Annotated in this window: 23 protein-coding genes; 9 read left to right on the plus strand and 14 right to left on the minus strand. The window is 38.7% G+C overall.

Annotated elements, in window-relative coordinates; all coding sequences use genetic code 11:
* Positions 1 to 21: 21 nt before the first annotated feature.
* Genes liaF through CD31_RS19370 form a run of 3 tightly spaced genes read left to right on the plus strand, consistent with a single transcriptional unit; the run spans position 22 to position 2,358 of the window.
* The gene (gene liaF, locus CD31_RS19360) at positions 22 to 714 is read left to right on the plus strand and encodes a cell wall-active antibiotics response protein LiaF (RefSeq protein WP_244905011.1); all 693 of its coding nucleotides are present in this window, start codon (positions 22 to 24) and stop codon (positions 712 to 714) included.
* Positions 711 to 1,751, plus strand: coding sequence for a sensor histidine kinase (locus tag CD31_RS19365; RefSeq protein WP_036080185.1), 1,041 nt, complete (start codon positions 711 to 713; stop codon positions 1,749 to 1,751). The genes liaF and CD31_RS19365 overlap by 4 nt, the downstream gene beginning before the upstream one ends.
* Positions 1,726 to 2,358, plus strand: coding sequence for a response regulator transcription factor (locus tag CD31_RS19370; protein ID WP_009370700.1), 633 nt, complete (start codon positions 1,726 to 1,728; stop codon positions 2,356 to 2,358). Before CD31_RS19365 ends, CD31_RS19370 begins: the two co-directional genes overlap by 26 nt.
* A gap of 45 nt (positions 2,359 to 2,403) precedes the next feature.
* Here the strand turns inward: CD31_RS19370 and CD31_RS19375 are convergent, their stop codons facing one another.
* From CD31_RS19375 to CD31_RS19385, 3 genes are all read right to left on the minus strand, one after another.
* Positions 2,404 to 3,051 (minus strand): HAD family hydrolase, encoded by a 648-nt coding sequence (locus CD31_RS19375; protein ID WP_036080188.1) that lies wholly within the window; start codon positions 3,049 to 3,051, stop codon positions 2,404 to 2,406.
* A gap of 110 nt (positions 3,052 to 3,161) precedes the next feature.
* Positions 3,162 to 5,156 carry a transketolase gene (gene tkt / locus CD31_RS19380; protein WP_036080190.1) on the minus strand — a complete coding sequence of 665 codons (1,995 nt, stop codon included), beginning with the start codon at positions 5,154 to 5,156 and terminating at the stop codon, positions 3,162 to 3,164.
* Between the two features lie 126 nt (positions 5,157 to 5,282).
* Complete coding sequence (locus tag CD31_RS19385) at positions 5,283 to 5,516, minus strand: DUF896 domain-containing protein (RefSeq protein WP_004232132.1); 234 nt, start codon at positions 5,514 to 5,516, stop codon at positions 5,283 to 5,285.
* Between the two features lie 187 nt (positions 5,517 to 5,703).
* Here CD31_RS19385 and CD31_RS19390 point away from each other — a divergent pair, with 187 nt between their 5' ends.
* The 5 genes from CD31_RS19390 to def all read left to right on the plus strand — a co-directional run bounded on the left by CD31_RS19390 (position 5,704) and on the right by def (position 8,055).
* The gene (locus CD31_RS19390) at positions 5,704 to 6,237 is read left to right on the plus strand and encodes a GNAT family N-acetyltransferase (RefSeq protein ID WP_036080193.1); all 534 of its coding nucleotides are present in this window, start codon (positions 5,704 to 5,706) and stop codon (positions 6,235 to 6,237) included.
* A 1-nt stretch (position 6,238) separates the two neighbouring features.
* Complete coding sequence (locus CD31_RS23890) at positions 6,239 to 6,415, plus strand: DJ-1/PfpI family protein (RefSeq protein WP_244905012.1); 177 nt, start codon at positions 6,239 to 6,241, stop codon at positions 6,413 to 6,415.
* A gap of 9 nt (positions 6,416 to 6,424) precedes the next feature.
* A complete protein-coding gene (locus tag CD31_RS23895) occupies positions 6,425 to 6,772 on the plus strand; it encodes a DJ-1/PfpI family protein (RefSeq protein WP_280522760.1) in 348 nt (115 codons plus the stop codon).
* A 523-nt stretch (positions 6,773 to 7,295) separates the two neighbouring features.
* On the plus strand, positions 7,296 to 7,487 hold the full coding sequence (locus CD31_RS19400; RefSeq protein ID WP_036080196.1) for a helix-turn-helix transcriptional regulator: 192 nt from the start codon (positions 7,296 to 7,298) through the stop codon (positions 7,485 to 7,487).
* Positions 7,480 to 8,055, plus strand: coding sequence for a peptide deformylase (gene def / locus CD31_RS19405; protein WP_036080199.1), 576 nt, complete (start codon positions 7,480 to 7,482; stop codon positions 8,053 to 8,055). Before CD31_RS19400 ends, def begins: the two co-directional genes overlap by 8 nt.
* Before the next feature lie 28 nt (positions 8,056 to 8,083).
* Here the strand turns inward: def and CD31_RS19410 are convergent, their stop codons facing one another.
* On the minus strand, positions 8,084 to 8,749 hold the full coding sequence (locus CD31_RS19410; protein ID WP_036080202.1) for a YneB family resolvase-like protein: 666 nt from the start codon (positions 8,747 to 8,749) through the stop codon (positions 8,084 to 8,086).
* Positions 8,746 to 9,060 (minus strand): cell division suppressor protein YneA, encoded by a 315-nt coding sequence (yneA, locus tag CD31_RS19415; protein ID WP_016992001.1) that lies wholly within the window; start codon positions 9,058 to 9,060, stop codon positions 8,746 to 8,748. Before yneA ends, CD31_RS19410 begins: the two co-directional genes overlap by 4 nt.
* A gap of 166 nt (positions 9,061 to 9,226) precedes the next feature.
* Between yneA and lexA the strand changes: the two genes are divergently transcribed.
* Positions 9,227 to 9,844, plus strand: a complete 618-nt coding sequence (lexA, locus tag CD31_RS19420) for a transcriptional repressor LexA (protein ID WP_004232118.1) — start codon at positions 9,227 to 9,229, stop codon at positions 9,842 to 9,844.
* A gap of 106 nt (positions 9,845 to 9,950) precedes the next feature.
* Here the strand turns inward: lexA and CD31_RS19425 are convergent, their stop codons facing one another.
* The 9 genes from CD31_RS19425 to CD31_RS19465 form a co-directional block, all read right to left on the minus strand.
* Positions 9,951 to 10,673: a gamma-glutamyl-gamma-aminobutyrate hydrolase family protein gene (locus CD31_RS19425; protein WP_036080205.1), complete on the minus strand. Its 723-nt coding sequence runs from the start codon at positions 10,671 to 10,673 to the stop codon at positions 9,951 to 9,953.
* Positions 10,674 to 10,706: 33 nt separating this feature from the next.
* Positions 10,707 to 11,459, minus strand: a complete 753-nt coding sequence (locus tag CD31_RS19430) for a prepilin peptidase (protein ID WP_036080208.1) — start codon at positions 11,457 to 11,459, stop codon at positions 10,707 to 10,709.
* 65 nt (positions 11,460 to 11,524) lie between these two features.
* Positions 11,525 to 12,217: a hypothetical protein gene (locus tag CD31_RS19435; protein ID WP_016991999.1), complete on the minus strand. Its 693-nt coding sequence runs from the start codon at positions 12,215 to 12,217 to the stop codon at positions 11,525 to 11,527.
* Positions 12,214 to 12,807 (minus strand): PilN domain-containing protein, encoded by a 594-nt coding sequence (locus tag CD31_RS19440; RefSeq protein WP_036080211.1) that lies wholly within the window; start codon positions 12,805 to 12,807, stop codon positions 12,214 to 12,216. The genes CD31_RS19435 and CD31_RS19440 overlap by 4 nt, the downstream gene beginning before the upstream one ends.
* Entirely contained in the window at positions 12,807 to 13,781 is a 975-nt protein-coding gene (gene pilM, locus CD31_RS19445; protein ID WP_016991996.1) for a type IV pilus biogenesis protein PilM, read from the minus strand. The genes CD31_RS19440 and pilM overlap by 1 nt, the downstream gene beginning before the upstream one ends.
* A 145-nt stretch (positions 13,782 to 13,926) precedes the next feature.
* Positions 13,927 to 14,355, minus strand: coding sequence for a prepilin-type N-terminal cleavage/methylation domain-containing protein (locus CD31_RS19450; RefSeq protein ID WP_036080214.1), 429 nt, complete (start codon positions 14,353 to 14,355; stop codon positions 13,927 to 13,929).
* Between the two features lie 94 nt (positions 14,356 to 14,449).
* Positions 14,450 to 15,655 (minus strand): type II secretion system F family protein, encoded by a 1,206-nt coding sequence (locus CD31_RS19455; protein ID WP_036080216.1) that lies wholly within the window; start codon positions 15,653 to 15,655, stop codon positions 14,450 to 14,452.
* Positions 15,652 to 16,698, minus strand: coding sequence for a type IV pilus twitching motility protein PilT (locus CD31_RS19460; RefSeq protein ID WP_016991992.1), 1,047 nt, complete (start codon positions 16,696 to 16,698; stop codon positions 15,652 to 15,654). The genes CD31_RS19455 and CD31_RS19460 overlap by 4 nt, the downstream gene beginning before the upstream one ends.
* Positions 16,699 to 16,708: 10 nt before the next feature.
* The gene (locus tag CD31_RS19465) at positions 16,709 to 18,379 is read right to left on the minus strand and encodes a GspE/PulE family protein (protein ID WP_425319307.1); all 1,671 of its coding nucleotides are present in this window, start codon (positions 18,377 to 18,379) and stop codon (positions 16,709 to 16,711) included.
* Between the last annotated feature and the right edge of the window lie 8 nt (positions 18,380 to 18,387).

The following is an 18,387-nucleotide window of genomic DNA, read 5'->3' on the forward strand; positions in this document are numbered from 1 at the left end:
ATACTATTAGTAGAAGGAAGGGTGACCCTCTTGCAAAATTTCACAACAAATAAGCTCACATTTTGGGTACTTTGCTTCTTTTTACTCGTCTTTGTGGAGCTAACTATTTTTAATAATGGTGGCGCCTTCTGTTTATTGATTGGGGCTGTACTTCTTTATTTAAGTTTTTCCAAAAAAGTTCGATTTTTTAAATGGACAGGAATTTTCTTTATTGCCATTGCTTTGTTCACGATGTGGAGCTTACGTTTATTTATCGTCATCATGCTCTTATATATGCTCTATCAATACTTGCAAAGAGAAAACGAGCCAAAAGTAGTTGGTGCTGAGCTTTTTGAAAAGCTTCCTGCAATTAAAAATGACCTAATTGGCACAATGCAAGCGCCTACAGAAGCATATAAATGGCAAGATGTACAAATTCAGCGTCTTGCAGGAGATATTACCATCGATACAACGCAAACGATTTTACCTGCTGGTACTAGTCTAATTACAATTCGACAAGGTATCGGTAAAGTTCAAATTTATATTCCTTATGAAATTCCATTCCGTTTACAATATACGACGTTATTTGGTGAGCTCTCCTGCTTACATGTAGGGCCACAACGTATATTAAATGAAAGTATTACTTTCTCCGACGGCAACCCTGAGGATGCTAAACGTGTACTGATTATTCATGTCGCAACCTGGCTTGGAGATTTGGAGGTGCTACGAAAATGATTGCCTTTATCTCAAGATTATTTACATTATTTTTTATTTTAATGAGTGCTGTTTTCGGTCTTCTTGTTGCACTATGGGGCAATCCTGATGAAAAAACATGGGAGCCCCTATGGCAGCAGAATTACGATAATATCCCTCTAGGTGGCATCATCATAGTTAGCCTGTTTATACTTAGCTTCCTGTTTGCCAGCTGGATCAGTATGACTGCAAGGGCACGAGAAGCGCAGGCAACACGAATAGTGAAACAATTAATCGAGCCTGATTTTGTTTTTCCTAAAAAACAAGCGCTTCCGAAATCGTTAAAAAAGGCAATTGTCCAAACAAGTGAATTAATTGATACGCAACGTAAAAGTTTACAGCGTTTGTCCAATGAACGTGCTGAGGCCAATGATAAAATTATACAGGAGCGTATTATTGCTGAACGTCAACGACTAGCTAGAGAACTACATGATTCTGTGTCACAGCAACTATTTGCTGCCTCTATGTTACTCTCCGCATTAACTGAAAATGACGAACATGCTACTAGCTTAAAACAGGTAGAGAAAATCGTTCAACAGGCACAGCTAGAAATGCGTGCATTACTGCTACACTTACGACCTGTAGCTTTACACAATAAAACATTGGCACAAGGCTTAGAGGAATTGATTATTGAGCTTCAGCAAAAAGTTTATTTCCATATAGAATATGAATTAGAAGAAATGGCCTTAACTAAAGCAGAGGAAGATCATTTATTTCGTATTGCACAGGAGGCACTCTCCAATACACTGCGTCATGCCAAAGCAAGTGAGGTGGAATTACTTCTTGTGGCACGAGACGACTTAGCTATTTTACGAATTCAAGATAATGGTTTAGGCTTTGATGTAGAGGAAGATAAATCCACATCGTATGGTTTACAAAATATAGCTGAACGAGCAGTTGAAATTGGCTGCACCTATAAAATTGTATCAGTGCCTGGTGAAGGAACAATTGTAGAGGTTAAAATTCCTTTACAAAAGGAGGAGGTCAATGTCGATGATACAAGTGCTCATAGTGGATGATCATGAAATGGTACGGATTGGTGTGTCAGCCTATCTTTCAGCACAGCCAGATATTACGGTTGTAGGTGAGGCTGAGAACGGTAAAGAGGCTGTGGAACGTGCCCTAGCGCTAAGGCCAGATATTATTTTAATGGATAATGTGATGCCTGTTATGACAGGGGCAGAGGCAACAGTGGAAATATTAGCAGCATGGCCTGAGGCAAAAATCATGATGGTGACTAGTTTTTTAGATGATGATAAAGTCTACCCTGCCTTAGAGGCTGGCGCGGTAAGCTATATTTTGAAAACATCTAATGCGAAACAGATTGCAGATGCTATTCGTAAAACGATGGGTGGCGAAACGGTATTAGAGCCAGAGGTCACTTCCAAAATGATGCACCGCATGCGCCACGGCAATAGTACACCACTATACGAACAATTGACTGAACGTGAAATGGAAGTATTATTGCTAATGGCCCAGGGTAAAGCCAATCAGGAAATTGCTGATGAGCTATATATTGCCCTAAAAACTGTGAAAACACATGTTAGTAATATTTTAGCAAAGCTAGAAGTTCAAGATCGTACACAAGCCGTCGTCTACGCATTCCAAAACGGACTTGCTAAATAATCCTACATAAAAAAACTGCATGCTGACATGCAGTTTTTCGTGTTTTTAAAGGTGTTTTAGGAGATCATTTACATGGTCCACAATATATGTAGGCTCTTCATTTTTTAATTCTTCTAGTGACCCAAAACCATATGTCACACCGATAGCATCGATTTGATTTTCACGAGCGCCAATCAAATCATATTTTCGATCCCCAATCATAATAAATTGCTCTTTTGGATAGCAATCAAACTGTTGAAGTACCTCTGCAATAATCTCACCTTTGGCAGAACGCGAACCATCTAAGTGACTTCCTACGACAAGATCGAAATAGGACTCTAGCTGAAAATACTTTACGATTTGTTCCGCAAAGACAGTTGGTTTTGAAGTTGCAATAGTCAGTATGTACCCTTGTTGCTTTAAATGAGCTAACAAAGCTGGAATATCTTCATATAGTTTATTTTCAAACATTCCCCTTTCCGTAAATCGTTCTCGGTAATCACTAATTGCTTGCGTTATTTGTGCATCATTGAATCCATAGATTTCTTGAAAAGATACTTGTAATGGTGGTCCGATGAATGGTTCCAGTTCATCCAAATCATTCACCATGACGCCTGCCTTCTGTAAAGCATGTTGTACTGATTTAGTGATTCCTATTTTGGGATCAGATAACGTTCCATCTAAGTCAAATAACACAACGCTATAGTTTTTCATTCGCTCACCCTTTTTATTGAGTTTTTACATGACTATGTTTGCCGCTAAAAAAAGTACCACAACACATAGCTGATGTTTATTCCGCTGAGTGTTGTGGTATTTGTTGTAAATTATAGTGCTTTCACTTTTGCTACTACGTTTTCAACAGTGAAGCCGTATTTTTCCATTACTAATTCACCTGGAGCAGATGCACCGAACTTATCAATTGCTAGAACATCGCCTTCAAAGCCAGTATATTTATGCCAGCCGAATGATGCACCCATTTCAATTGCAAGACGTTTTGTAACAGCTTTTGGTAGAACAGATTCTTTATAAGCTGCGTCTTGTTTTTCGAAGCGATCCATAGATGGCATAGAAACAACTGCTACATCTATACCGTCTGCTTTTAATGCTTTTTGTGCTTCGACAGCAAGCGAAACCTCAGAGCCTGTTGCAATTAAAATAGCATCTGCCACTTCTTTTGTAGCTGGAGACACTGTGTAAGCACCCTTTGCTACGCCCTCACGTACTGTTTCAATAGAAGCGTCAAGAACAGGTAAGTTTTGACGAGATAATACAAGAACAGTTGGTGTTTTTTCTGCTGCTACTGCAAGCTCCCATGCAACTGCTGATTCATTTGCATCCGCAGGACGAATAACAGATAGGTTTGGCATTGCACGTAATGATGCAAGGTGTTCGATTGGTTCATGTGTTGGACCATCTTCCCCTACTGCAATCGAATCATGTGTGAATACATATGTTACAGGAAGACCCATTAATGCAGATAGACGAATTGCTGGACGAACGTAATCAGAGAATACGAAGAATGTACCACCGAATACATTTAAACCACCGTGAAGAGCCATTCCGTTCATAGCAGCACCCATTGCAAATTCACGAACACCGAACCAGATGTTACGTCCAGCATAGTCGTCTGCTGAGAAATCTCCTGCACCCTTCATCGTTGTTTTATTGGAGCCAGCAAGGTCAGCTGAACCCCCAAAGAATGAAGGTGTTTTCTTCGCAATAGCATTAATTGCATCGCCTGAAGAAGAACGAGTTGCTACAGATTTACCTGCTTCATATACTGGTAACTCAGAAGCAAAGTCTTCTGGTAATTCACCATTCATCGCTTTCTCGAATTGAGCTGCTAACTCTGGGAATTCTTCTTTGTATGCTGCAAATTTTGCATTCCAAGCTTCCTCTGGTTGTGCGCCTTGCACTTCAGCAGCCGCATTAAATGTATCGTAAACTTCTGCAGGAATTTGGAATGGTTCATGTGCCCACTCATAGGCAGCCTTCGTTAAGACAACTTCATCTGTACCAAGTGGTGCACCGTGAGAATCTGCTTTACCAGATTTATTTGGAGAACCAAAACCAATCACTGTTTTCACTTCAATTAATGTTGGTTTGCCAGTAGATTTTTTGGCTTCTTCAATGGCTGCATTAATAGCATCTACATCCGTACCATCTGCCACTTTTAAATAATTCCAACCATAAGATTCAAAGCGTTTTTGAACGTTTTCTGAAAATGACTTTTCTAAGTCACCATCTAAAGAAATATCATTAGAATCGTAAAGCACGATTAATTTTTCAAGTTTTAAGTGACCAGCTAATGAAATCGCCTCTGCTGCTACGCCTTCCATTAAGTCACCATCGCCACATAACGCAAATGTGTAGTGGTCAACGATATCATGACCTGGTTTATTGTAAGTAGCAGCTAAATGACGCTCAGCCATTGCCATACCAACAGTCATAGCGATTCCTTGTCCAAGAGGACCAGTTGTTGCCTCTACCCCTACTGTATGACCATATTCAGGATGTCCTGGTGTTAATGAATCCCATTGGCGGAAGTTTTGAATTTCTTCCATTGGTAAACCATAGCCTCCAAGGTGAAGTAAGCTGTATAAAAGCATTGAACCATGACCTGCTGATAGTACAAAACGATCACGGTTAAACCATTTTGGATTTGCTGGATTATGGCGTAATTGTTTTGTCCATAGCGTATAAGCCATTGGCGCTGCTCCCATTGGTAAACCTGGGTGACCAGAATTTGCTTTTTCAATAGCATCGATTGACAAAGTTCGGATAGCATTAATTGCTAAAAGATCCGCGTGTTGAGTCATTATATTGTGACATCCTTTCTCGTCCTATATATTGTTCTTTTACAGTTTAGTCAACATTGCTTTAGAAAACAATGCTTTTGTTATACTATTTGCGTTTTCATACATACTTTATTGAATTGTGTCACATTAATTTAGAAATTTATTTTTTTGCGCTTGTTTTACCTTCTCAGGAGTTACATCATTGCCTTCTGCATCGACCACTTTAACGTTTTCAATCGTATCTCGCATCGTTGCTCTAAACGTATCTAAATACTCCTTGCGAAGCGCTGTTCGCTCCTTTGCTTCTTCCTCTGTTAATTGTCCGCTTTTTGCTTTAGCAGATAATTCATTAATTCGGTTAATTTTTTCCTTTGATAACATCGTTACACACCTTTCAGTACCTAGCTTAATGACCTCAGTATGCAAAGTATAGCACGGTTTCCCTTAAAATGCAGTTATACCAACCCTTAAAAACACTTCTTAGCCATTATTTACATGACTTCCAGATGTTAGAGGTGTATAACTAATAATAAAAGGAAAAATTTGATAGCTAATAGGAGGAACTATCATGAAGATCACAACACCTAGACTACTTATTCGAACATTTGAAGCCCAAGATTGGCAGGCTGTTTATAGCTATATGTCCGACAAAACAGTCATGCACTATATGCCAGATGGTGTGTTAAATGAAGATCAGGTTCAAAATTTCATAACAGAGAATAGCAACGAGCATGCAAAACATTTCGCCATTGTTTTACGTGAACAACAGCGAGTCATTGGTCATCTTGTTTTCCACAAATACTTTGGCGACCATACGTATGAAATTGGATGGGTTATGAATCCTGCCTATCATAAACATGGCTATGCTTCTGAAGCTGCTCAGGCCCTATTAGACTATGGCTTTAATAAAATGAAACTTCATCGAATTATTGCCACATGCCAGCCAGAAAATATCGCTTCTTACCGAGTCATGGAAAAGATCGGTATGCGCCAAGAAGGATTTTTTAAAAAATGCATACCTCATGGAGAGACTTGGTGGGATGAATACTATTACGCTATTTTAGAGGAAGAATGGAACAATCTAAAGGTAAGAGGTGTATGAAATGAAGAAAACTGCGGTGTTATTATACCCACAATTTAGTGAATATGAATTGAGTGTTGCTTTGTCCATATTAATGCAAGGAGGGAAACCCATCGTCACACTAGGATCGAATACCGAACCTATCAGAGGAGAATCTGGTTTAAATTGCATAGCTGATTTACCCGTGAATGAAGTATAGCTTGACGATATTGATAGTCTACTATTACCAGGCTGTATGGATATTTCAACATTACAACTTGAAGAGAGCTTACTAGATTTCATTCGTCATCTATCTGCAAAAGGAGGATTGCTTGCAAGTATTTCTAGCTCCCCTTACCTATTGGCAAAAGCAGGTGTCTTACAAAACAAAAAATATACAGTAGGGCTACCTTTAGATGGCATGAAGCAGCTAGGGTGCTTTGAGCTTCATAACTATTCAGATGAACTAGTGGTACAAGATGGCAATATCATTACAGCAAAAGGAAGAGGCTTTATTCCTTTCGGTATTTGTTTTGGTCATGCGTTAAAGCTAAAATTTGATGAAAATTGGTATTAAGTGATATTTAAAACCTGCATGTCCAATTAATCGGACATTTCATGTTGTTAAAAAAAGATTATGTCATTAGTAGATTGAGACCTTTTAACAAGACGGGGTGATTTCAGCTCCGCCAGCGTCTTTTCCTTATCAGTAGTATCGATCATATACCCCATTATTTGAATTAGGGCTTTTATTTTCAATGTAGAAAAGTGATGTCTGACAACACGCCTCCATAAAGAGTAAAACACCTTTACTTTTTCTGAAAATCTTTGCTAAAAAGTTAAATATTTATGGGTTAGAGCGGAGGGCTACTTGACTCCCGTGGGATAGCGAGACAGGCGAAATTCTAAACGGAGCGGTAGCGGAGGAAGCGATTTGGTGCTCGCCCAGAGGAAAGCAAGTAGCCTGCAACGGAAATCCATCTCTACCCTTCAATTGACTGTTTTGTTTTTCAACACTCATAAATGTCTAATTAGTTGGACATTTTTTGATTCTTATTTTACGATATATCTAATACTTTAGACAAAATGGAGGGATAATTCTGAAGAACATCATCAAAATTTTGAGAAAAAAATTAGGTATAACACAAGCTGCACTTGCAAAAGAATGTGGGGTTGTGAGGCAGACCATTAATAGTATTGAAAATGATAAATATGATCCGACCCTTGAATTAGCTTTTAAGATTGCTAAGGTTCTCAATAGCCGTGTTGATGAGGTGTTTATCTATGACTAAATTTCACCCAGATTATATGATTACAATGAAGGATTTCGTGAAAGAACACTCGGCAATTTTAAGAAAACGGACTCAAGAAGTGGCGATACCTGTGACCAATGAGGACCGAAATACCCTCCTAGCCATGCTACAATATCTGAAAAATAGCCAAAATCCAACTCTAGCAAAAAAATATAAGCTTCGCCCTGGAAGTGGACTCTCTGCTAATCAAATTGGTGTAGATAAACGAATGTTTGCTGTACTCTTTGATGACCAAGAAATGATGCTGATAAACCCTAAAATAATGAGTCATTCCATCAATATGATTTATCTACCGGAGGGAGAAGGCTGTCTATCTGTAAATCGACCTGTTCCTGGTTTTGTGCCGAGATATGAGAGGATTAAAGTCAAAGCTTACGACATTGATGGACATGAAATCATTGTACAGTTACAGGGCTATGGGGCCGTCGTTGTACAACATGAAATCGACCATTTAAATGGCATCATGTTTTATGACCGAATAAATAAAGAGCACCCTTTCCAACTGCCTAAAAATGTTATTATCGAGAGCTTTTCTTCCTCTCAGTAGTTTTTTACAAAAAAAATTAGCAGGAATATTATTTTCCTGCTAATCTTTCTTGGTGCTCTTGGAAACGACGATGGACAGTCGCCTTACTTACCTCAAAGCCTAACCCTCTAAGCGTTATAGAAATTTCTTCAAAGGTAAATCCACGTTTGCGTAGCTTTACAATTTCATCTACAGGTAGATCTTTACGCTCCTGCCCCTGCGGATTACCTCGGTTCGATAAATTATTTTCAGGACGATAGCCGTTTTCTACAGCACGTCGCATACCTCGTCGTATTTTAGCATTATGAATTCTACGCTGATATTCCTCTACAATCGCTAAAATTTCTAGCAGCATCGTGTCCATTTCATTTAATTGAACTGGGCCAGCATCGCGCATAGAAAAAACATCCGTTGCTGATTTTTGTAATAAATGCAATACAGCCATTCTTGCATTGCCTCGTCCTAAACGAGTTTCATCTTGTACAAAAAGGGCATTAATGTTTTTATCTTTTATGAAATCAAGCATTTCTAGTAAGCCTTCACGTTCTACATCATAACCACTATGCTGATCTTTAAACATGCCCTTCACCGCATAGCCTTGCTCCTTAGCATAGCGCAGCAACTCTTCCTGTTGACGCTCTAATGAGGAGCTTTGTGTTTCTTTTTCAGTACTTACGCGACAATAGACAACAGCCGACAGTTGATTATTCATCATTGTTCATTTCTCGCAATTTCGATAGTATTGATGGGACTGGCTTGATCACTCACTACAGGAATAACTAGAGATTTTCCCGCTACAATTTTAATATCTGCTAGTTCATTTTCTGTTTTTACAAGCTTTATCCAATCATCAGTACTCATTTTACCACGATATTGCTCCGCTAACGACCACAAGCTATCCCCATGTTCGATTTGGATTTCTGCGTAACTAACTTTTCCTGGATCAGTAATGTAAAGGTATGCTGCAAATAGTAGGCAAGCTCCTAATAAAATTGAGATATGTGTGTTTTTCTTAAACCATGTCATAATCATTACCCCTTTTTGAGAATGTTTGTTCGGAATGTATGTTCTCATAATAAAGCGAACAAACGTTTTTGTCAAACACTTTTCGAACCTATGTTTGCATACATGTTCGCATTCTGTTATACTATCAAATAAGAAGATTGATTTTAGAAAAAAGAGGTGAGCACTCATGAAAAAAGTTTCGAAAAGACAAGAGGACATTTTAGCTTTCATTAAGGAAGAGGTACGAGCTAAGGGATATCCGCCATCAGTACGTGAAATTGGTGAAGCAGTTGGACTTGCTTCCAGTTCAACTGTTCATGGACATTTAGCTCGATTAGAACAAAAAGGCTTTATTCGTCGAGATCCAACAAAGCCACGCGCAATTGAAATTTTAGAGCCTGAAGAATCCATCCAAAAGCAACAGGTGATCCATGTCCCACTTGTCGGGAAGGTTACAGCTGGTTCTCCAATTACAGCAATTGAAAACATTGAAGAATACTTCCCATTACCCGATACGTACGGCACAAGTGAAGATCAATTGTTCATGCTAGAAATTATGGGGGAATCAATGATTGAAGCCGGAATTTTAGATGGAGATTTAGTCATTGTAAAACAAAAGGCAACAGCTAATAACGGGGATATTGTTGTAGCTATGACAGCTGAGGATGAAGCAACTGTAAAACGCTTCTTTAAAGAGAAAAATCATTTCCGTTTACAGCCTGAAAATTCTTCTATGGAACCTATTATTGTCGATCAAGTTTCTATTTTAGGACAAGTTGTAGGTCTTTACAGACGAGTACATTAACTATTAAAACAGGTTTTGAGGATTATGTTCCTTCTAAGAGCATGTATCCTCTTTTTTACGCAAAAAAAAGAATCCACAGACGATTGGATTCTTTGTACAATGCCCACTAAGCTTCCTTCTTAAATTTTAAGCTAGCTTCAACAAAGGCTGAAAATAGCATTTGAGCACTCTCATCTCCTGCTATGGCTAGTTCCTCAGGATGCCACTGAACAGCCAAGCAAAATGGCATTTCCTCATGAACTACAGCTTCGATAATACCGTCATTTGATTTTGCCGCTACTTTTAATTTTTCTGCTAATACATTCACCGCTTGATGATGAAATGAATTCACTGCTATCTTCTCTTGTTCAACGATAGTCGCTAATAAATTGTCAGCAATAATCTGTACAGTGTGGGTAGCTACAGCTCTACCTGATTGCTGCATATGCTGGAGTAATTTAGTGCTAAAATGATCACTATCAATATCTTGATATAAGGTACCACCTAATGCAACATTTAGTATTTGAATCCCTCGACAAATCCCGAAAATAGGCATCTTTCGTTGGAATGCGGCTTCAATTATTGCTAACTCCACTGTATCTCGCGCGGGATGAATTTTTCCAAGTTTTAATGAAGGCTCAGCCCCGAACAGAAATGGGTGCACGTCATGACCCCCGGATAATAATAAACCATCTGTAAGGGCTAAAATCTGGGCTGCCTCTTCTTCTACTCCAATTGGAATAATCAGTGGAATTCCACCAGCATCAATAATACTTTTGCTGTAAGCAGCATTTAATCGAGAAGATAAATCATCCTCCACAAAGGCTGTAATACCAATAATCGGTTTCACTTGCTTCCCTCCACATTCTTGAAGATTGAACAATTACCAAAAGCCTAAATACCAATTGATTAATAGATCGCCATAGAAATAAACAATGACTGCGGCCAATGCAATAGATGGCCCAAATGGAATGGGTGTTTTTCTCCCTTGTTTGTTCTTCGATAACACGATAATCCCGACAATCATACCAATCACTGCAGCTAGAAAAAGCGTTAATAGTGTATCAATCGTACCCAGAACGAGACCAATTAAAAAGAATAATTTAATATCGCCTCCACCCATGCCACCGTTAGATAGCACAGCAATGATATATAATATGCCAAAACCGACGACAGCACCCACAAGAGAGTCCCACCACGGTGTTAATGGTGACAGAACTTGTCCAATAGCTAGCAAAGGTAAAAAGAATATTAATACCTTATCAGGAATTAGCATATAGGCCAAATCTGACACAACGATAATAACTAATAAGGAAATAAAAAAGAACGCTACTATCAATTCTATGCCCCAGCCTAGCTGCCAATAAGCAAAGGCAAATAATACACCTGTCATTAATTCTATGAATGGGTAAACCCAAGAAATTTTATTGCCACAACTCCGACATTTTCCTCCTAAAAATACATAGGACAAAACGGGTACTAAATCAAGCACCGTTAGTCGTCTCTGGCATTTCGGACAATGTGAAGGAGGATGTACAATCGATTCCTTCTGTGGTACACGTAAGCCAACTACATTATAAAAAGAGCCAAAGATAAGTCCAAATAAAAAAATAAAGATCGTATAAGCCATTTCCAATTTCATGTCCTCCTAAACCAATAGGCGCCCATACAAATGAAGTATGGGGCGCCTATCAATAAAGTTTATTGTTGTTCTTCGTAATAGAACGTCGTCACTTGCACTGTTGCCTTTAACGTAAGATCTGCATCTTTCTCTAGCTGTGCCTGCTCTCCAGGCAATTTAAATTCAATCTTATCGGTTTTCATGACACGCTCTAATTGTTCAACCTCCTGTAAAAAGCTTTCAAGAGAATTAAAATCAAGCGCACCCACCTCTAATATAAAAGTAATAAGCTTTAAATTTGCTGGTAAAGAGTCTTTCGAAAGAGAAGCAATCGGTGTCGTTGTCTCCTTGTTCTCCTGATTACCATTGACCTCTGCTTCAGCCTGCTCCAACATATTGGGATCATTCGATACATCTGAATTTGTTACAGTGCCGTCCTCACCTTGAACAGTTAAAGACTGTATACGAGTTCCTGTCACCTCTTCAATCTCAGCTAAATCAAGAATAATCTTTTCAACGGCTCTTGTTGCAGGTAGCTTTTGTCTTAAGGCTAATATATTGATTGTAGGCTGTCCCTGCTCCTTGTCTAATTGAGCTAGTTGTTCTTTGACACTAGCTAATTCTTGCTTCACCTGCAACACATTACTCTCTTTTTCATTCACTTCATTCAATTTTGGTGAAAGCAAATAATAATACAGCGCAAATAAAATAGCAGCTATTAGCGCAAGTAACAAGATCATAGATGAATTTTTACTACTCGTTAATTTATTCATGAGCGTCGTCCTCCAGCTAAATACATAAAATCGATTGTCGCTGTAATGGACACTGAATAGCGCGGTACTTCTTTAAATTTTTGTTGGGGTGTTAACTCCCTTTGTTCACCTAGCTCTATATCAAAGTTTGAGACAGTGTTAATTTGAGCGTCTGTAAAATAGCTACTCATTAAAAGCCGCTCCACATATTTCGATATATCTGTCATCGTTTCAAAATCCACTTCAATATTCACCGTATTCTCTCCGAAAACGTAGCTACGTAAATAGGAATGGGTTGGTAATAAAGTTTTCGTTTCATCAATCAACGGTGTTACAGGATAAGAAACACCTTGAATAAATGTCACAGACTCTTCCAACGAACCCTGATCGACACTTTGTCGTGCATCTAACTCTTGCTGCAATTGATCAAGCTGTGTTGTTAATGCCAGTTCCTCTGCAGTCAATCGTGACAATTCACTTTTGGATGTAAAAAATAAAAAAAGTAAATAAGCTACAATAAGTCCCACAATGACAATTACCAAGCTATAAAAAAGCTTGGGGGAGGCTGTTCTTTTTTCAAGTTGTGGTAAGAGGTTTATATCTGGAACCATTAATGAACCTCCTTCAAAGCTAAGCCAAGCAACGTTGAAAATTCTCGCTTAAAGCGAGGAAATGATTTCTCAATCTTTTTCCCATCGACAACTCTTAGCGGTGGTTCTAAATTAGAAGCAAGTAAGTTTCCAATTGATTTCAATAACGGGTTATCGCCAAGCATAATAATTTCATCCACTGCTTTTTCACCTTTATGTAAAGAAAACTTAAAGAAATTCATCATCCGATCAATCTCTAGAACCTGATCCATTACGACCATTTGATAATTCTCTGCTTCGCCATTATAGATAAATTGATAGTTAAACTCATTCTCTTTCTTCCCCTGCCATTGAGTCATATCTACTTCTATGGATTGATAGCGCAAAAACTCCACTTGGCCATTGGAAAAAATACTGATAGAGAGCTCATTAATCGACCATTCCGCAATCAAATACGTTTTATTAGGCACTAATAATGACATATGCTCTAATAAGCGTATATTGCAAAGCGCACGAATATCGGCAGCTTCAGGTTCTAATGAAACATCTAGCAGCATCCCTACCATTTTCGTTATCTCTTCAGAAGGCGCAGCAAATAAGATAGCCTTGCCATCCTCGGCATCAGCATCATAAACATCAATTAAAGGGTCTTGAAATGGTAAATGAATGGAATGTCCCAATTCCATTTCAGCATATCCTCGTAATTCCTGAGGCTTGACATCTTTAGGGTGCTCAAAGTTTTTTAATAGAACCGTCGTATCAGGGACAAACATACGGACAGCCTGTTTTTTCCCTGTCCATTTCATTACTTGCTCTTTAATCACCTCAAAAAGAGCTACCTCATCGACGATTGTTCCATTTTCAACGATTCCAGCTGCTAAAGGGTATTCATAGCCTTGCCACTGATTAGGCTCTGGTCCTTTCGCCACAATCGCACGCAGCACATAATCCTTCAGTTCAATCGAAACATGCGACTTTCTTTTTCTCTTAAACATGTGAAAAGACCTCCTTATCCTATTCAGTATAAATGATTTTTTCAATTAGTCATCCATTTCCCAGCCAGAAACGCAAATTTTCTAGCGCTTCTGAGTGGGTTGGGAGGACTGATTATTCCTTACCTTTTGTATCTTTATTATCTTCCTATTTTTCCTCGCCGGCCTTTACCAATCTGTCATTAATCTCTTTTTCAGTTGCTTTATTATCTTTAACTTGAAATTCTGTTAACTTAATATCCTTTAATCTAGGGTACGTAACTTCCCAACCAGTTGTTGTATTTAATTCAACAACAGTACCAGCTAAATCTACACCATCTACATACGGTTCTAATGATTCATCATCACATTTATTTTCTTTACATGCCCCATCAATATAAGCAATTTTAGCCCCCGCTAGAATATTTGATGCTTCCGCTAAAATTGCACGGTCTTTCGACTTATTAATAATATTACCAATTGCAGGTACAGCGATTGCTGCGATAATTGCTAGGATAACAACTACAGCTAATAGTTCAACTAATGTTAAACCTTTCTCATTTTTCAATAGTTTTTTATTTTTCCATTTTTTAATCATTGGTAATTCCTCCTTAATAGTTTTATATGAAGTGTGAAAAACACGATCTTCTAATTTAATTCCCCAAACCTTAATTTTTTAGCAAATCTGCAAATTACATATTTTCATATAGTTGGAACATTGGTAAGAATATAGCCGCTACAATGACTCCTACAACTAGAGCCAGTACCACAATCATTAAAGGCTCAATTAGTGACTTCATGGTATCGACGGCACGGTTTACTTCCTCTTCATAAAAATCAGCTATCTTTTCAAGCATGTAATCCAAGGACCCTGTTTTCTCGCCAATTGAGGTCATTTGTGTTACAAGCGGTGGAAATAGCCAGCTTTTTTCAAGTGGCTCTGATAATGTGCCACCCTTTTCTAAATTATCGCGAGCTTCCAGTACTACTTTACCCATTACCGGATTACCACCAACCTTTTCGACAATTGTTAGAGCTTGTAAGATTGGTACGGAGCTGCTAAAGAGTGTTGACAAGGTTCTTGTCATTCTCGCGATAATATCCTTTTGCAAAAGCTGTCCAAAGATTGGCATACGAAGTAAAAATACATTGACGGCATAATGAAACTCTTTATTATTTTTATAGAAATAGTGTAGGCCCACTACTAATACCAATAGCCCTAAAATCACAAGGTACCAAAACTGTATGAGCCAATCACTAATACCCACTACAATGACCGTTATTAACGGCATTTCCAAATTCATTTCCTTAAATGCATCCATAAAGGTTGGCACAATGAATACCATTAAAAACATACCAACCACTAGAGTTAAAAGCGACAAAATCGCTGGATAGGTCATAGCAGATTGAATTTTTTTCTTAATGTTATATTGCTTCTCTAGTGTGCTTGCAAGACGATCTAATGTATCGTCAACGTTTCCTGTAGCCTCACCAGCACGCATCATATTGACAAATAGCAATGGGAACACTTTTGGGTGTTTACCTGCTGCATCTGAAAATGCCATCCCATTTCGAATATCCTCTTCAACCTGCATCAATGCTCGCTTCAGTGGTTTACTCCGTGTTTGCTCACCCAAAATATGGGTTGCTTCAACGACAGGAACGCCAGCACGAATTAATGTCGCATATTGCCGACAATAAATAACGAATTCCTGGTGCTTCACTTTTGTACCAAAAGCAATATCTTTATGTAAAATGCTATTTGATTCTTGAAGTTCTCTTGCATTAATTCCTTGTGCTCGAAGCTTTTCCATGGCTACCTTTTTATTCGGTGCCTCGATAATGCCCTTTTTAGGTGCTCCTGTTTTGGTACGACCACTATAACGAAATATCGTCAACTATAATCACCAGCGTTCATATATGGTCTTGCATCCTCTAGTGAAATCTTACCTGTCGTAATTAGGTGCTGCATCGAATATTCCAATGTGTGCATACCCAAAGCTTTACTTGTCTGCATCACACTTGGAATTTGATGAATTTTTTCATTACGAATTAAATTTGAAATTGCAGGTGCCTGTACTAAAATTTCTGTCGCAGCAATACGCCCTTTTACATCCTTACGTACAAATAAACGCTGAGAAACAATACCTTGTAGTACATTCGCAAGCTGCACACGAATTTGACTCTGCTGATGCGGTGGAAATACATCGATAATACGGTCGATCGTCGTTGGTGCACTACTTGTATGAAGTGTTGCCATGACTAAATGCCCTGTTTCAGCAGCCGTAATAGCCGTTGAGATGGTTTCATAGTCTCGCATTTCCCCAACTAAAATAATATCTGGGTCCTGACGTAATGATGCACGTAAGCCATTGGCAAAGCTCATTGTATCGACACCAATCTCACGTTGGTTGATGACAGACTTCTTATGTGTATGCAAATATTCAATTGGATCCTCTAACGTAATAATATGTTTAGATCTTGTTTCATTGATATGATCTATCATTGCTGCTAAGGTAGTTGATTTCCCTGAGCCTGTTGGGCCTGTCACTAATATTAAGCCTTGTGGTTTTTCTGCAAGCTTATATAACACCTGTGGCATATTGAGCGCTTCAATAGAAGGAATTTTAGCCTCAATTAAACGAGCTGCAATCGTTACTTCATTTCGTTGATGGTAAGCATTGACACGGAATCGACATTTCCCAGGCAATGAAAAGTTAAAGTCCGTTTCTCCCTTGTCCTCAAATTCCTGTTGTTTATGGACAGGAAGAATGACCTTTACCATTTCCTTTAAATCCTCTGTTTCAAGTGGGACTGTGCCATAATGCTCCAGTTGCCCATGGATACGATATACCGGTGGAATACCTTTTGTTAAATGAAGATCAGATGCTTTCTCTTCAAATGCACGTGTTAATAATTCGACGATTGAATATGCTGTCATTTTTTCACCCCTAGTCTGCACTTGCAACACGTAATATTTCTGATGTGGTTGTTTGGCCTGCTACAACCTTTTGTAATCCATCCACTAATAGGGTATGGTAACCCTTTTCGTTCATATAATCACGGAGGACGCGATCACCAACACGATTTAAAATCATATCCTTTATTTGGCGATCAACAGGGAGGATTTCATGAATCGCCATACGTCCTCTGTAGCCTGTATGATTGCAGGCAGGACACCCACGCCCTTTTTTACCATGCGTTACGCCTTCAACCCCATTGTCCTCAAGTATTTCAAGCTCACGAGAAGTAAATATATATGGTTCAGCACAATCACGACAAACTTTACGTACAAGGCGTTGCGCCATGATTCCTACAAGGGAAGAGGATAATAGAAATGGCTCGATTCCCATGTCATGTAGTCTTGATATAGATTCGATGGCACTATTAGTATGTAGTGTACTTAATACTAAATGGCCTGTTAGTGAAGCACGTATAGCAATTTGAGCTGTTTCAAGATCACGAATTTCCCCTACCATCACAATGTCAGGGTCCTGTCGTAAAATCGATCGTAACCCTACTGCGAATGTTAAACCAACTTCTTCTTTTACTTGGATCTGGTTGATACCATCTAACTGATATTCCACAGGGTCCTCAACCGTAATAATATTGACGCCTTCTTCATTTAAATGAGAAAGTGCTGCATATAACGTAGAGGACTTACCTGAGCCTGTTGGACCAGTAATCAGCATCATACCATTTGGATGGGCAATCATTTTCCTGAAAAGTGCTTCATTACTTGCACTAAAGCCTAATTTATCAATATCATTGGCTGAATTGGTTAAATCTAAAATACGCATCACTACCTTTTCACCGTAAACTGTTGGTAGTGTCGCTAAACGGATATCGACAGGTCTAAAATTAACATTGGTTTTAATTCGTCCGTCTTGTGGAATACGATTTTCTGTAATATTTAAATTACCCATAATTTTAATACGAGCCAATACGACATTTTGCATGTGCTTTGGCAAGGATCGCTCAGTACGTAGCACACCATCAACTCGATAGCGGACACGAAGCTCTGTTTCTTGTGGATCAAAATGGATATCACTTGCGCGCTGTGCGACACCATTGGCTATGATTTGATTCACTAAACGAACAATAGGTGAATCCTCATTCTCGATTTCCTCTTGTGTTTCCGTACTAGTCGCAGCCAAATCCAACATTGCCGCATCCATTGATTCCTGTAAATCATAGTACTTTGTTATCGTCCGATATAAATCATCTTTTGCTGCAATACTTGTCTCGATTTGACAGCCTGTCGTCATACGAACTTCCTCAATGGCGAAATAATCCATGGGATCTTCCATTGCAATAAACAATTTATTTTTTTCTTTACGAATCGGCATAATATTTGTCCGCTTTGCCAGCTCCGCGGGAATGAGCTGTAATAATTCGGGACTAATTGAAAACTGATTCAGGCTGATATGAGGGATACCAAGCTGGAATTCTAAAACCTCAATAAGCTGCTGCTCTGTTAGGAAATTTTCTTTAATAAGGAAATCTCCAAGCTTCTCATTTTTCATTTTAGTAGTTAATGCGTACTCTAGCTGGTCAGCAGTGATAACACCTGATTCCACCAATAAATCCCCTAAACGTTTACGCCCTGGCTTCATTGCCATAAACATAC

The organism is Lysinibacillus boronitolerans JCM 21713 = 10a = NBRC 103108, assembly GCF_000772935.1.
GTDB classification, from domain to species: domain Bacteria; phylum Bacillota; class Bacilli; order Bacillales_A; family Planococcaceae; genus Lysinibacillus; species Lysinibacillus boronitolerans.

Bases quoted from the DNA above. Each gene is read 5' to 3' on its own strand.
- CD31_RS19365 (WP_036080185.1), top strand. From the start codon at position 711: ATGATTGCCTTTATCTCAAGATTATTTACATTATTTTTTATTTTAATG.
- CD31_RS19410 (WP_036080202.1), bottom strand. From the start codon at position 8,749: ATGATGAATAATCAACTGTCGGCTGTTGTCTATTGTCGCGTAAGTACT.
- CD31_RS19370 (WP_009370700.1), top strand. From the start codon at position 1,726: ATGATACAAGTGCTCATAGTGGATGATCATGAAATGGTACGGATTGGT.
- tkt (WP_036080190.1), bottom strand. From the start codon at position 5,156: ATGACTCAACACGCGGATCTTTTAGCAATTAATGCTATCCGAACTTTG.
- lexA (WP_004232118.1), top strand. From the start codon at position 9,227: ATGAAAAAAGTTTCGAAAAGACAAGAGGACATTTTAGCTTTCATTAAG.
- yneA (WP_016992001.1), bottom strand. From the start codon at position 9,060: ATGACATGGTTTAAGAAAAACACACATATCTCAATTTTATTAGGAGCT.
- CD31_RS19435 (WP_016991999.1), bottom strand. From the start codon at position 12,217: ATGAATAAATTAACGAGTAGTAAAAATTCATCTATGATCTTGTTACTT.
- CD31_RS19375 (WP_036080188.1), bottom strand. From the start codon at position 3,051: ATGAAAAACTATAGCGTTGTGTTATTTGACTTAGATGGAACGTTATCT.
- CD31_RS19450 (WP_036080214.1), bottom strand. From the start codon at position 14,355: ATGATTAAAAAATGGAAAAATAAAAAACTATTGAAAAATGAGAAAGGT.
- CD31_RS19465 (WP_425319307.1), bottom strand. From the start codon at position 18,379: ATGGCAATGAAGCCAGGGCGTAAACGTTTAGGGGATTTATTGGTGGAA.
- CD31_RS19440 (WP_036080211.1), bottom strand. From the start codon at position 12,807: ATGGTTCCAGATATAAACCTCTTACCACAACTTGAAAAAAGAACAGCC.
- CD31_RS19385 (WP_004232132.1), bottom strand. From the start codon at position 5,516: ATGTTATCAAAGGAAAAAATTAACCGAATTAATGAATTATCTGCTAAA.
- CD31_RS19460 (WP_016991992.1), bottom strand. From the start codon at position 16,698: ATGACAGCATATTCAATCGTCGAATTATTAACACGTGCATTTGAAGAG.
- def (WP_036080199.1), top strand. From the start codon at position 7,480: ATGACTAAATTTCACCCAGATTATATGATTACAATGAAGGATTTCGTG.
- pilM (WP_016991996.1), bottom strand. From the start codon at position 13,781: ATGTTTAAGAGAAAAAGAAAGTCGCATGTTTCGATTGAACTGAAGGAT.
- CD31_RS19390 (WP_036080193.1), top strand. From the start codon at position 5,704: ATGAAGATCACAACACCTAGACTACTTATTCGAACATTTGAAGCCCAA.
- CD31_RS23890 (WP_244905012.1), top strand. From the start codon at position 6,239: ATGAAGAAAACTGCGGTGTTATTATACCCACAATTTAGTGAATATGAA.